The organism is Haloglycomyces albus DSM 45210, from assembly GCF_000527155.1.
Classification (GTDB): Bacteria; Actinomycetota; Actinomycetes; order Mycobacteriales; family Micromonosporaceae; genus Haloglycomyces; species Haloglycomyces albus.
On record NZ_AZUQ01000001.1, the window covers coordinates 3,188,411 to 3,201,940 of the forward strand.

13 protein-coding genes and 1 tRNA gene are annotated in these 13,530 nt (G+C 61.0%); 3 read left to right on the forward strand and 11 right to left on the reverse strand.

The features are described from left to right. The first annotated feature begins 1 nt into the window (after position 1). Both HALAL_RS0114750 and HALAL_RS0114755 read left to right on the forward strand, forming a co-directional pair. The gene (locus HALAL_RS0114750) at positions 2-1,510 is read left to right on the forward strand and encodes a PucR family transcriptional regulator (protein WP_025274737.1); all 1,509 of its coding nucleotides are present in this window, start codon (positions 2-4) and stop codon (positions 1,508-1,510) included. A gap of 85 nt (positions 1,511-1,595) precedes the next feature. After that, positions 1,596-2,195 carry a nucleotidyltransferase family protein gene (locus HALAL_RS0114755; RefSeq protein WP_029768075.1) on the forward strand — a complete coding sequence of 200 codons (600 nt, stop codon included), beginning with the start codon at positions 1,596-1,598 and terminating at the stop codon, positions 2,193-2,195. Positions 2,196-2,712: 517 nt separating this feature from the next. Here the strand turns inward: HALAL_RS0114755 and HALAL_RS0114760 are convergent. From HALAL_RS0114760 to HALAL_RS0114810, 11 genes are all read right to left on the reverse strand, one after another. Further along, a tRNA-Pro gene (locus HALAL_RS0114760) sits at positions 2,713-2,786 on the reverse strand. 108 nt (positions 2,787-2,894) lie between these two features. Beyond that, on the reverse strand, positions 2,895-4,283 hold the full coding sequence (gene der, locus HALAL_RS0114765) for a ribosome biogenesis GTPase Der (protein WP_025274739.1): 1,389 nt from the start codon (positions 4,281-4,283) through the stop codon (positions 2,895-2,897). Continuing rightward, positions 4,276-4,956: a (d)CMP kinase gene (cmk, locus tag HALAL_RS0114770; protein ID WP_035534613.1), complete on the reverse strand. Its 681-nt coding sequence runs from the start codon at positions 4,954-4,956 to the stop codon at positions 4,276-4,278. The genes der and cmk overlap by 8 nt, the downstream gene beginning before the upstream one ends. Positions 4,957-5,069: 113 nt before the next feature. Then, positions 5,070-5,444 carry a YccF domain-containing protein gene (locus HALAL_RS0114775; protein ID WP_025274741.1) on the reverse strand — a complete coding sequence of 125 codons (375 nt, stop codon included), beginning with the start codon at positions 5,442-5,444 and terminating at the stop codon, positions 5,070-5,072. A gap of 33 nt (positions 5,445-5,477) precedes the next feature. Further along, a complete protein-coding gene (locus HALAL_RS0114780) occupies positions 5,478-6,242 on the reverse strand; it encodes a pseudouridine synthase (RefSeq protein ID WP_025274742.1) in 765 nt (254 codons plus the stop codon). Beyond that, a complete protein-coding gene (gene scpB, locus HALAL_RS0114785; RefSeq protein ID WP_084472035.1) occupies positions 6,223-6,951 on the reverse strand; it encodes an SMC-Scp complex subunit ScpB in 729 nt (242 codons plus the stop codon). Before scpB ends, HALAL_RS0114780 begins: the two co-directional genes overlap by 20 nt. Continuing rightward, on the reverse strand, positions 6,948-7,811 hold the full coding sequence (locus tag HALAL_RS0114790) for a segregation and condensation protein A (protein ID WP_025274744.1): 864 nt from the start codon (positions 7,809-7,811) through the stop codon (positions 6,948-6,950). Before HALAL_RS0114790 ends, scpB begins: the two co-directional genes overlap by 4 nt. Positions 7,812-7,853: 42 nt before the next feature. Continuing rightward, complete coding sequence (locus HALAL_RS0114795) at positions 7,854-8,777, reverse strand: AAA family ATPase (RefSeq protein WP_025274745.1); 924 nt, start codon at positions 8,775-8,777, stop codon at positions 7,854-7,856. 241 nt (positions 8,778-9,018) lie between these two features. Continuing rightward, positions 9,019-10,140 carry an alanine dehydrogenase gene (gene ald / locus HALAL_RS0114800; RefSeq protein WP_025274746.1) on the reverse strand — a complete coding sequence of 374 codons (1,122 nt, stop codon included), beginning with the start codon at positions 10,138-10,140 and terminating at the stop codon, positions 9,019-9,021. 368 nt (positions 10,141-10,508) lie between these two features. Beyond that, entirely contained in the window at positions 10,509-11,081 is a 573-nt protein-coding gene (locus HALAL_RS17050) for an NUDIX domain-containing protein (RefSeq protein ID WP_025274747.1), read from the reverse strand. A 54-nt stretch (positions 11,082-11,135) separates the two neighbouring features. Further along, positions 11,136-11,663, reverse strand: coding sequence for a TetR/AcrR family transcriptional regulator (locus HALAL_RS0114810; protein WP_025274748.1), 528 nt, complete (start codon positions 11,661-11,663; stop codon positions 11,136-11,138). Positions 11,664-11,932: 269 nt separating this feature from the next. On the opposite strand from HALAL_RS0114810, the gene HALAL_RS0114815 reads away from it, so the two are divergent. Further along, the gene (locus HALAL_RS0114815; protein ID WP_025274749.1) at positions 11,933-13,519 is read left to right on the forward strand and encodes an MFS transporter; all 1,587 of its coding nucleotides are present in this window, start codon (positions 11,933-11,935) and stop codon (positions 13,517-13,519) included. Positions 13,520-13,530 lie beyond the last annotated feature (11 nt).

The following is a 13,530-nucleotide window of genomic DNA, read 5'->3' on the forward strand; positions in this document are numbered from 1 at the left end:
TATGGACCTGAATGCGCTGATAAAGGCGGAAGAACTCGGGATGACGCTCGTAAACGGGACGACACATCTGGGCCGAAGCATCCGCTGGGTCGTCCCCACCGACCTCACCGATCCGCGCCGGTACCTCTCGGGAGGAGAGCTGGTACTGACGGGCATGTTGTGGCGCCACAACCCTGGAGATTCCGATACGTTCGTCCGCAATCTCTCCCAGGCCAATGTGGCCGCCGTCGGTGCCGGAGATCCGGATCTGACAACGATCCCCGATGACCTCATCAGTGCCTGCCGCCAGCACGACCTGCCACTTTTTCACGTTGACCCCAGCGTCGCCTTTGCCACCATTACCGAACACGTCGTGCAGCGGCTGTCGGCACATCGCTCCGGCGGCATGGCGACCGTATTGGAACGCCATCGCCAACTCCTGGCTTCCGGAGGCGGGTTGGACGACGTGCTCAATCTGGTGCACCGCGAGATCGGGTTTTCCTGCCACCTCATCTCCCCGACCGGGCGCCTCCTCACCTCCACCGACCCGCACCTGGCACCCGACGAGATCGAACGCCGACAACTGGCCGAGCGCCTGCTGCACGGGCATGGCCGAACTCGTCGCCTACGACTGAACCGCCGGGTCGGTTATTCGGCGTTCACCGTCGGCTCGACGGCGCACTGTGGATGGTTCCTCCTGGTCGACGATGACCACACCTCCTGGCTCCCCGAGCGCCAGGCAGTGGCCGACAAGCTCACCGCGCTCATCGGCTTGGAACTCGATCGTGTACTACAGCGACCTTCGGGCGACACCGAATTCATCACCGCAGTGGAGACCGGAACCGACGTCCATACTCTCTCCAGTCTGTACGCACAGGCGGGTATGGACCCCAAACGGCCGTTCGCCGTCTCCGTGGTGCAGAGCGATCCCGATCTGGCCTCGGCCGCGGTAGCGGAACTGATCGAACCGGCCGCTCAATCGACCGTCTGGGGCCCTACCTCCGAGGGGGCCATCGCCATATCGACCATTGACGAAGGTTACGAGAAGATGCTCGCACACATCAATGTGGCGGCGCCGTCCTTCGCGCCCGGCCTCAACGACGATCGGATCTCCATCGGAGTGTCCGGACCGGTCACGGCCCTGGAAGGCATGACCGGATCCCTGTCCGAGGCTCGCCATGCGTGTTCGATCGCCCAAGCCCGCCGTGGACGAGTGGAAGTGGCAGATCGCGGTGAGCTGACGTCCCACGTACTTCTCCTGTCGGCCCTACCCGACGAACTCAAACGCGAATACACCAAGCTCACCTTGGGGCCGTTGCGAGATTACGACCGGAAACACCAATCCGACCTGGTCATGACCCTGGAAACCTTCCTGGACAATGCCTGTTCCTGGAGCCGGGCCGCCGCACAGCTGCATTTGCACGTCAATACGCTCCGGTATCGGATCGAAAGAGTTGAAAAGTTGACCGGTCGTGACCTCAGTCGATTGTCGGATCGAGTAGACCTGTTCTTGGCCTTGAGGATGCGCTAAGGGTCGATCGCCGGGCGGTTCAATTCGTGTTTCCCGAGGTATGCCGCTTATCGGTACAGGACCGTTCGACTATTGGGAGGTTACGGTGAGATTTACAGGACTCATACTCGCCGCAGGAGCGGGCCGCCGCATGGGAGGTCCGAAGGCACTCGTCGAATGGAACGGCAAAAGCTTCCTGGAGCATGCCTACGACGTCTTGACAACGGCCGAATTCTCTCCCGTGCGCATTGTGGTTGGTGCCCAAGTCGAAAGTATCAAACACCGGCACCCTCGATTGCGCGATGACATGATCACCAACTCCGAATGGAAGCGTGGCATGGGACGCTCTCTCCACGTTGGACTCACCTCTCTACCGTCGAAGGCCGACTGGGCGGCCGTTATCCTCGTCGACCAGCCGCTCTTGTCTCCCAAGGCCGTTGTTCGACTTCGGGATACCGCCGCGTCCTGCCAAAACGTGCCCCGCCGTCCAATCGTCACCGCGTCGTATGAAGGCCGTCGTGGGCATCCGGTCCTCTTCCATCGGTCGATCCGGCCGGATCTCATCTCTTCCTTGAGTCCGGATGCAGGAGCCCGAACCTTTCTACGCAGTCATCCTGAATTGGTGCAAGAAGTCGACTGCACCGGGCTCGGCGACCCTACGGACGTCGATACTCCCGACGAACTGCGACAACTCCGGACCAACTGAAGTCCCTCTCCTTCGGCGATGAACCCTACCGACAGAAGGACTTTCCACCGGAAAGTGGTTAGAGAACAAACATGGCACTATTCCCGCTACTGCCCCACTGAACTGCAAACACACTAGAGGCCACTTAAACCTCCAGGTGATCGTTCCTTCTGCCCCTTTATAAAACTCGCAACGGTCTCGAATCGCCATAATGCATTTCTCAGCTGTTCCTCCGCTCACCCAATTGCTCACCGAGTCAGCGGGCAGGATTCTCCCCCGATGGAAGAGCCGGTTTACTGAGATTGATTTCAAGGGTCTTTTTAGGGGTTCGTCAATGCAGTCGTACGGAATGTCCACCCGGCCGACGAAACCCGAAAGTACTCTTTTTCACCAACCACACCCCGCTAAACTCCGAAGAGCCGCTAAACTCCGAAGAGCCCGTGATGCCCTACCGGCACAACGTGAATCGACGAACCGCCTGAACCGCCTGAACCGCAAAAAGCCGACCAGATTTCCATCTGGTCGGCTTTTTGAACAGTCGGGTTATCCGGATTTGAACCGAAGACCCCTACACCCCCAGTGTAGTGCTCTACCAAGCTGAGCTATAACCCGTACCGGTAAGGTCCAGGTGAAATACCCGCATTTCCTCACCGATGGTCGTCATCGCGACGTCATAAAATATACCGCACCGAATCGACGGCTCGGTGCGCGGGGCCAACCCTAGCGACGTCCCTTACCTTTCATTTCCCGTGGCGCTCTCGGCTTAATGACCAGGTCAATTGGACTTCCTTCAAAACCGAAGTCCTCCCGGAGGCGACGCATGAGGAACCGCTTGTACTGTTGGTCGAACGCTCCTGTGGTAAACAGCACGAAGCGTGGCGGCTCGACGTCGACCTGACTGGCGAAGAGCACTTTGGGAATCTTTCCACTGCGGCCGGGGTGCGGCGTGGCCGCTTGGAGGTCACTGATCCACTTGTTGAGTTCCCCGGTGCCGATACGCTGCGTCCAACCGTCCAACGCACGCCGTACCGCGGGAGCGATCTTCTTGAGCGCCCGACCCGTATCGGCGGAGACGTTGATACGCGGAGCCCACGATACCTGAGCCAGTTCGCGGTCGATTTCCTTTTCCAGGTAGTAACGACGTTCGTCGTCAACGAGGTCCCATTTGTTGAACGCCAGTACCAAGGCGCGTCCGGACTCGACGACTTGGGTAAGGATGCGCTGATCCTGTTCGCTGAGGGGCTCGGACGCGTCGAGGAGGACGATGGCGACCTCGGCGGCCTCAATGGCACGTTGGGTGCGCAACGACGCGTAGTACTCGGTGCCGGAGGCGAACTTGACGCGTTTGCGGATTCCGGCCGTGTCGACAAAGACCCAGTCTTCATCGTCGAGGGTCACGATGGAGTCCACCGGGTCAACGGTCGTACCGGCGACGTCGTCGACGACGGCTCGGATGGAGTCCGACATCTTGTTGAGGAGGCTGGATTTGCCGACGTTGGGACGTCCGACCAGCGCGATTCGGTGAGGTCCTTCTTCTTTGAGTGCGCCGGTGGGGATTTCGGGGAAGGCTTCGACGATGACGTCGAGCAGGTCGCCGGATCCGCGCCCGTGGAGGGCGGACACGGGGTGGGGCTGGCCGAGGCCGAGCCCCCAGAGTTCGGCGATGTCGGCTTCCTGTTTGTCGCTGTCGGCCTTGTTGGCGACGAGGATGACGGGCTTTTTGGTCTGGTAGAGGAGTCGAACGGCGTCTTCGTCTGCGGCGGTGGCTCCGACCCGTGCGTCGACGACGAAGACGATGACGTCGGCGGTTCGCATCGCCATTTCGGCTTGGGCGGCGATGGCAGCACCGATACCGGCGGCGTCTCGATCCCAACCGCCGGTATCGACTAGGCTGAATTCTCTGCCCGCCCATTCGGCGTCGTAGGCGATGCGGTCGCGGGTCACACCTGGTTGATCTTGGACGACGGCGGCTCGACGACCCAGAACGCGGTTGACGAGAGTCGATTTTCCAACATTGGGTCGTCCGACGACGGCCACCGTGGGAACGGGTCCCTGATCGTGGCCTGCATCGGTCCAGTCGTCTTCAATCCAGGTGGTGTCGTTATCCATCTATGTTCCTGTTATTCAGTAGTGCGAGGATTTTAGCCACGACTTCGACGATCGGCAGATCGGTGGAGTCGATGACGTGTGAGTCGTCGGGCGCTTCCAGCGGCCGTGTGGTCTTGCTGTCGGCTTGGTCGCGTTTGTCAATACTATCTTTGGTGCTGTCGGCGTCGTTGCCGGTTTCGGCGGCACGGCGGCGAGCGCGCTCATCAGGGTTGGCGGTGAGGTAGATTTTCAGGTCGGCGTCGGGTGCGACGACTTCGGCGATGTCGCGACCTTCGACCACGATTCCGCCGGCGGCGGCTTTTATGAGTTCCTGTTGTTGTTTAATGAGGTGCTTGCGCACATCGCCGTGGGCGGCGACGGCGGAGACGTTGGCCGTGGTTTCGTCGGAGCGAATCGCTTCGTCGGCCTCGTCTCCGTCGACTGTGACGGAGGGCTGTTCGGGGGACGTGGCAATCTCGATGGTGGCGGTGGTGACGGTTTTGAGTACTTCGTCGGCATCGTCGGGATCGACCTCGGCTTGCAGTACCGCGTGGGTGGCGGCACGATACATGGCCCCGGTGTCGAGGTAACCGGCGTCGAGCGCGGTGGCGAGGGTTTTGGATACGGTGGATTTGCCGGAGCCGGAGGGACCGTCAATGGCGATCACTGGTGCGGATGTCTTGTCCTCTGACACGGTTATTCTCCGTTCTGATTGTCGTAAACCCCGCCAATTTAGCACTTCGCTGATGTGCGTTGTTGCGCCCGTAGCCGTGTTTTGTGAGATTTGCGTCTGAAGTGCGTTGCTTGTCAGGGTTTGTCTACCACGCGCGCTCCGAGCGGCCACAACGCGAGTGGAACCATCTTCCAGTTGGCGATGGCCAGTGGGATTCCGATGATAGTGATCGCTTGGAGTATGCCGGTGACGAGGTGTCCTAGCGCGAGGCCGAGTCCACCGAATATGAACCACAGGATGTTTCCTATCAGAGTGAGCGCTCCGGTGGTCGGTTCGCGGGCGATGTCGCGACCGAACGGCCAGATGACATAGCCCGCGAGGCGGAAGGAGGCTACTCCGAAGGGGATCGTGACGATGAGGAGACAGTAGACGATTCCGGCGAAGAAGTAGCCGATGGCCAGCCACAGTCCCGCTAGAAGTACCCAGATAACGTTCAGTATTGTGTTCATGTTTTCAGTGTGGTGTTCGTCTGCCAACTTTGGTCAGCGTTTTTTCTTGCGTCCCGGGTTCGGTTCGGACTCCTTGTACAGTTCGCCGACTTCTTCGGTGGTGAGGCGGCGAACGGTCCCGGGCTTGAGGTTACGTAGTTTGATCGGTCCGATTCCGGTGCGCACCAGACGCGACACCGGGTGCCCCACGTGGTCGAAGAGGCGGCGAACAATGTGTTTGCGTCCTTCGTGAACGTCGATTTCGATGAGAGTCTGTCCGGCCGCTTCGTCGATGATGTGGAGGCGATCGGCTTGAGCGGGCCCGTCGTCGAGTTCGACTCCTTTACGGAGTTTGTTGAACGTGGCCCGGTCGAATTCGTGGGCGACTTGAGCGCGGTAGGTCTTGGTCACCCCGTGCGACGGGTGGGTGAGGCGATTGGAGAGTTCCCCGTCGTTGGTGAGGATCATGAGTCCCTCGGAGTCGGTGTCCAGACGGCCGACGTGGAAGACACGGGCGGGGATTCCCTTGGTGTACTCGCTGAGGTTCAGGCGACCTTGGTCGTCCTCCATGGTGGAGATGACGCCGCGCGGTTTGTTGAGAATGTAGTAGACCTTGTCGTGGTCGGTGATGACGCGCCGTCCCCGGACGGTGATGACGTCGTTGTCCGGGTCCACTCGGCGACCGAGCTCGACGGTGGAGCCGTTGACTTTGACCTTGCCCCGTCGAATGAGGTCTTCTGCTTCGCGACGCGAGGCGACACCCGCTCCGGAAAGTACTTTCTGGAGACGTATGCCGTCTTTATTGTCGGATCGCTGCATCGTTTTCTACATCCTTCAGGTCGTCAGGTAGGAATGGGGCCAATTCGGGCAGTTGGTCGAGTGACTCGAGCCCCATTCTCTCTAGGAAAAGCGTGGTCGTACGGTAAAGGAGAGCCGGCGAGTCCGGGTCGCTACCGCATTCTTCCACCAGTCCCCGCGTCAACAGGGTTCGCATGACGCCGTCGCAATTGACTCCGCGTATCGCGGAGATGCGTCCTCGGGTGACCGGTTGTCGATAGGCGACAACGGCAAGTGTCTCCAATGCGGCTTTAGAGAGCTTGGCGGTAGCACCGTCGGTAACGTAGCGCTCCACGTAACCGGCGTAGTCGCCGCGTGTGTAGAGCCGCCAGCCCCCTGCGGTTCGGCGCAGGTCGAATCCTCGTCGCTCTCCAGTGTATTCTGCGCTCAGGGTGACCAGCTGCCGTTGAATGTGTGAGACTGGCCGCCCGGTGAGGTCGGCGAGGAAGTCTTCCTCCACCGGTTCGGCGCTCACGATGAGAATGGCTTCCAAAGCTCCCGGTAGGTCCTCGTCGGGCACCGTTTCAAAGCGCTCGTTTTCGGCGGCCGGTGACACCGGCTCCGAGTCCTGCGGCTCGACGGCTTGAGCGTATTCGTCGGCTCCATCGGCGGCCGGTTCGTCGGAGGGCGTGTCGGCGCGCTGGTCCTGACGTGGTGCGGGTGGTTTCCAGTTGAAGATGTCGTCGTTCATGTTTCCTCCCCGTCCAGGTCGATCGACCCACTGTATTCATCCACGTTGATACTGGTGTTGTCGTCGCTACCGCCGATCCAACGCACGATCAGGTCTCCCAACGCTTGAACCTGCTCGAAACCGACGAGAGCTTCGCGATACAGCTCGAGCAGCGCCAAAAAGCGCGCCACCACCTCCAAGCGGTTGTCACAGTCGCCGATGAGGCCGTTGAACGAGGAGGTGCCGATCTTCTGTAGGCGACGGGTGATGATGATGGCGTGTTCCCGCACCGACACCTGTGGCGCGTGGATATGACCAATCTCGACCGATTCGACCGGTTTCGGTTCGTGCGCCTTGGCCGCGAGGCGAGCGAGGTCGTCAAGACCGAGGTCGATTTCCAACGGCGGCAGAAGGTTCTTATAGCGGTCGTCGAGCCCTACGGTGCGAGCGTGAATACCGGCGGTACGAGTGGCCATGTCGGCCAATCGGTCGGCCGCTTCCTTATAGGCCTTGTACTGCAGAAGTCGAGCGAACAGGAGGTCGCGTTCCTCCAGCAACGCCAGATCGTCCTCGTCGTCTACATCGGCACGCGGCAGGAGACGGGCGCACTTCAAGTCGACGAGGGTGGCGGCGATGAGGAGGAACTCGCTGGTCTCCTCCAAGTCCCAGGCATTGTCCAGAGCGGTGACGTAGGAGATGAATTCGTCGGCGATCTGATGCAGGGCGATCGACGTGACGTCGAGTTTATGTTTGGAGATCAGCTGCAGCAAAAGGTCGAAGGGACCGGTGAAGTTGTCCAGGCTGAGGTGGAAACCGGCCTGAGGGGTTGCTTGATCGGCCTCTTGCACCAGGGGTTGGGCATTCGGTTGTGTCTCGCTCACGATTGACAGATTACGTGGTGGTCGACTCCTAGCCGGTGACGGTTACTTTCCAGCGGTGTGTATGAGTTCGCGGGCCAGTTGCCGGTAGGCGCGCGCCCCGGAGGAAGCCGGTGCCCAGGTGGTGATCGGTTCACCGGCCACCGTCGTTTCGGGGAAGCGTACGGTGCGACCGATGACGGTGGAGAACACCTTCTCTCCGAACGCTTCGACGACTCGTTGCAGCACCTGCCGTGAATGGGTGGTACGCGAGTCGTACATTGTGGCCAGAATACCGTCGAGTTCGAGATCGAAGTTGAGGCGTTCCCGAACCTTGTCGATGGTGTCGAGCAACAACGCCACCCCGCGTAGAGAGAAGAATTCGCATTCAAGCGGGATGAGGACCCCGTGGGCGGCGGTGAGCGCATTGATCGTCAACAGCCCCAACGACGGCTGGCAGTCAATCAGAATGAAGTCGTACTCGCTCAATACCGGACGCAGCACTCGCGACAGGGTCTGCTCGCGTGCCACTTCGTTCACCAACTGGATTTCAGCCGCCGAAAGGTCGATATTGGCCGGTAGCAAGTGCAATCCGTCGACATTCGTCTTCGACACCACATCGGTGATCGAGACATCGGACTGCATAAGCAGGTTGTAAATCGCCAATTCCAAGGTGTGTGGGTTGGTTCCGAACCCGACCGACAGGGCCCCTTGGGGGTCGAAATCCACCAGCAGAACCTTACGCCCGTATTCCGCGAGCGCGGCTCCCAGGTTGATCGTGGTCGTGGTCTTTCCTACCCCACCCTTCTGATTGGCCATGGCGATGACGCGAGCGGGGCCGTGGCGTTCGAGTGGGCGTGGATTGGGGATATCGCGTTTACCGGTATAGGTTTCCGGATCCGGTGAGGAGAAATCGCCTTCGGAATCGTTGGGTGGGACCTGAGCTTGCCGTAGGGCAGCCCATTTATCGTTGTTGTCCACACTGGTCATAACAGTTGGTCCTCCGGATAATCTTGTACCGCATCGCGTCTGGTATCTGGAATGGAATCATGGAATGCGATTCCCACCCGAACGAAAGTGGTGCCAGAAGTTCTACTGTAAGTCAGTTTAGCTGGAGTGTCGAGCACCTGGACAGGGATATGCCCACGTTGAGGTTCTGCTCGCCATCATGGTGTCACAAGCAGGAAACGGCCCTCGCCGCAAGACGAGGGCCGTGGCGACGTTGTGTCGTTTAGACTTTGGCGAGTACGTCCGATACCGCCACGTGGGGTAGGTCGAACGCTTCGGCCACCGGTTCGTTGGTCAGGGAACCGGCATAGACGTTCAGCCCTTCGGCCAGCGAATCGTCCGCACGCAGGGCCTCGGCCCAACCGTGTTCGGCGATCTTCATGACGTAGGGGAGGGTGGCCGAGGTCAGTGCGTGCGTAGACGTTCCGGGCACGGTACCCGGCATGTTCGCCACGCAGTAGTAGATCTTGCCGTCCACCTCGAACGTCGGATCGTCGTGTGTGGTGGGACGGGAATGCGCAAAGCATCCACCCTGGTCGATAGCGATGTCGACCAAGACCGCGCCTTCCTTCATGACCGCCAGGACTTCGTCGTTGACGACTTTCGGCGCGCGGGCGCCCGGTACGAGCACCGCACCGACCAGAAGATCGGCCTCGGCGGCGGCCTTCTCCACTTCGAAGGAATTCGACACGACGGTGCGGACACGTCCCTGGTACAGCTCGTCGGCCGCACGCAGTTTGTTCTTGTCGAGATCAAGCAGCGTTACCTCGGCGTGCATGCCGACCGCGATGGCGGCGGCGTTCATTCCCGAAACGCCCGCCCCGATAATGGTGACCTTGCCGGCCGGCGTCCCGGGGACACCGCCGAGCAGTGTTCCGCGACCGCCTTCCGAACGCTGTAGGTGATAGGCACCGGCCTGGACCGACAGGCGTCCGGCGACCTCGCTCATGGGAACGAGCAGAGGCAGAGTTCCGTCGCTGTTGCGAACGGTCTCGTAGGCGATCGCGGTCGCCCCCGAATCCAGTAGGGCGTCGGTGCAGGGCCGGGAAGCGGCCAAATGTAGATAGGTGAAGAGAGTGTGGTGGCTCTTCATGCGGTGGTATTCCGCCTCGATCGGCTCTTTGACCTTCAGGATGAGCTCCCCTGCGGCCCAAGTGGCATCGGCGTCCGGTGCGATCGATGCTCCGGCATCGATGAATTCCTGGTCCGGAATGGCCGACCCGACTCCGGCGTCTTTCTCTACCGTGACCTGGTGTCCGGCCTTGGTCAGTTCGTGGACGCCTGCGGGGGTCAGAGCCACACGGTTCTCATTGTTCTTAATCTCGCGCGGGACGGCGATTTTCACGTTCCCATCTCCTTCTGGTAAGCATGGCGGCTGGTGAGCGCCTCCGGGTTCAGCCTACGACGCGACCAGGGATCTTCCCTTCCACTACACCCCGTTCGGCGTGCGAACGAAAAGTTCAGTCGTGTCGGTGACAGGTTTTTCGGACGATGACGGCAACTGTGCGAACCGGGTGCGGCGCCGGCGACGATCGTCTCGACGCATGCTCGGCTCGACCAGTGGGTCGCGGGACGCCGTCGGTTGACGAACGCCCGCCGAAGTGGGTGGCTAGCGCCACCGCCTCCCGCCGCTCCCCTCACTTTAAGCCATTGATTCCAACGGAGTAATACAGGGGCAGGCAATGTTACTAAGGAGTTCTGATATTTTCTCCTTTATTTCGAAGATTTCAGGGCAGTTTGAGTGAGACAGAGAGCAAGCGCGCAGATGCCGTTGCGTATTTCACCTGTTGAGACGGCCGACACGGCTTTGTCGAGATCCCACCAGTGCAGTTCCATCTCGGCTTCTTCCTCCGTGCGAACGTGTCGATCATCCTCGGCGACGGCGGACAGATCCCGCGCCAGGAAATAGTGCACGCACTCGCTGGACATTCCCGGGCTCGTGTAGAACGATCCCAGGCTCTGCCAGTCGTCGGCCCGCAGGTCCGCCTCTTCGGCCAGTTCCCGTTGGGCGGTCGCCATCGGGTCCTCCTGCGCCACATCCCGTATTCCAGCGGGAACCTCCCAGAGGTATTCACCGATCGGCACCCGATATTGGCGGAGCATAGCCACCTGCCCCCGATCGTTGACCGGCACGACGACCACGGCCCCGATGTGGTCGACGTATTCCCGCGTGACCGTCGATCCGTCTGGCATCACCGCCTCCACCGCCTTCAGATCGAAGGCGAAGGCGCGATATTCGGTTGTGGACCGGGTAATGGAATAAAGAGATTGCTCGGAGTTGTCCATGAGGTCAGCATAATTGCCCTTGTGCACCCGGCCCGAAGTGGACGAAGCCGGCGATCAGCGCTGTGGCTGCAGTCGGTCGACGATTGCATTGACGGTGTTTTCATCCGGAATGGGCAACCCCGCGATCGATGACAGAAAGAGTCCGTCACCCACCAGGCGGATCGTTTCCGCCAAGACGGGGTCGCCGACGGCGTCGGTCAATACGTCTCTCCACGCCTGGAAGATGTAGACGATGTCCGCGCGCGCCCGCTCCGATAGATCGGTGTTTCCACGCAGGGTGGTAAAGAGAGCCCAGAGATTTGCCGATTCACCGTGCTGCAACTCCGAAGCACGCAGGAACAGGTCAATGGCATCGCCGTCTTTCGCCGCATCCATCTGCCGCTGCTCTTTCGCGCGAAGTCGCGCCACCAATCCGTCGTAGAGATCGCTCTTGGAACGGAAGTGATACAACAAGCCGCCTTTCGACACCCCCGCCTCGGCGGCTACCGCGTCCAGAGTGACGCCACTGGCCCCATGGCTTGCCAGGAGGGATTCGACCGCGTTGAGAATTCGATCACGGGTGCTGATTTCTTGCTTGCTCACTGCTACTCCTTCGGGTTACTATACCGTCTAGACGGTATAGTTTCAATGTCAGCGATGCCTTCCTCTACGGCAACGGTCGGCGACCGCCGCAGAAATGGTATCGACTCCCTCCACCGGCACTCGGTGAGGTAGCGATCTCGCTGCGAGGAGACGCGGCGCCGCTTCGGCGCCTCTATTCACTACCGCCACCCGAGTCTCCGACGGCTGATGTCACTACCCGGATCGTGGAGAACACCGCCGTCGACCAGCGAAAGACAAGGAGACGACCCATGACCGTTACGGCTGGAATCGGCGAGCGCACCCGCGCTCCGTTCACCGGGCAGCAGATCGCGGCGTTGATCATCCTGCCTCTGCCCGTACTGCTGATCGCCGTCGACATGACCGTGCTCGGCTTTGCCGTGCCGTACTTGTCGGAGAGCTTGAATCCCACGGCGGGCCAGCTGTTGTGGATCGTGGACGTCTACGGCCTGGTTCTAGCGGGCCTATTGATCACCATGGGCGGTATCGCCGACCGGATCGGCCGTCGTAAGCTTCTCATGATCGGCGCGACCGGATTCGCCTTGGCTTCGCTGGTGGCCGCTTATGCGGTCAATGCCGAGATGTTGATCGCCGCGCGCGTATTGCTCGGTTTGGCGGGTGCGACGCTGATGCCGACGACCTTGGCGAGCCTGCGGCACGTGTTTCCCGACAATAGGCAGCGTACTCTGGCCGTCGCGGTCTGGGCGTCGGCGTTTTCGGTGGGTGCGGCGGCCGGTCCCATTGTCGGAGGATGGCTGTTGACTCATTTCTGGTGGGGTTCGGTGTTCCTCATGGCCGCTCCGGTCGCGGCGACGGTGGTCGTTGCGGCACCGTTCGTGCTGCCCGAGACCAAGGACCCCGCTCCGGGACCGCTGGACGGGGTCAGCGTGGTTCTGTCGTTCGCCGCGTTGGTACCGTTCGCCTACTCGATGAAGTCCTTTGCCACCGACGGCGTGGGGGCCGTGGCGCTGGGGGCCTTGCTGTTGAGCGTGGCGTCGGGGGTGGCCTTTGTCCTGCGGCAACGGCGTCTACCGTATCCTCTGATCGATATCGAGCTCTTTCGCTTGCCGCGGTTCAGCGCTTCGGTGGCCACCAACTTCATCATGGTGTTCGCACACGTCGCGGCGCTGTTCCTGTTGACGCAGTATTTGCAGCTGGTACTGGGATACAGCCCGATCGAAGCCGGAATGGTTCTGGTTCCGGGACTGGTATTGTCCGTGGTCACCAGTCTGATCGCCGTCAAGCTGAGTGATTCGCTCGGCCTGGGATCCATCATCGGGTTCGGGGTCGGTTTGGCCATCGTCGGTTACCTCGTGGTCGCTGTGGCCGATCAGCACAGCGGTGTCGCACTGGTCGTCGTGGGTTTCGGCTTGATCGGCGCGGGAATCGGTTTCGCCGAGACGGTCACCAATGATGCGATCCTGTCGTCGGTCCCGGGCAACCGGGCCGGTTCGGCCTCGGCGATTTCGGAGACGTCCTATGAGCTCGGGGGTGCTCTGGGAGTCGCGATTCTCGGTTCGGTGGCGACGGCGGTGTACCAAAGCCGGTTGGCTTCGGCTCCCGATGCCGCTCGGGAAACCCTGGCGGAGGCCCTGGAGGTCGCCGAGACCATGCCGTCGGACCGGGGTAGCGAACTGATCGCTCAGGCACATGCGGCGTTCAGCGCTGCCGTCTCGGTCGCGGCGCTGATCGGAGCGGGCTTGTTGACCGCCATGGTGGGGGTCGTGATGTATGTATTGCGCAAACGGAAAGCGCCGTGTGATCGAGCGTCGCAGGAGCAGCGAAACGGTGTCGGTCCCGCCGCGACCGACGATCCATCGTCAATGGTTTCGCACTGAAACAGGGGATA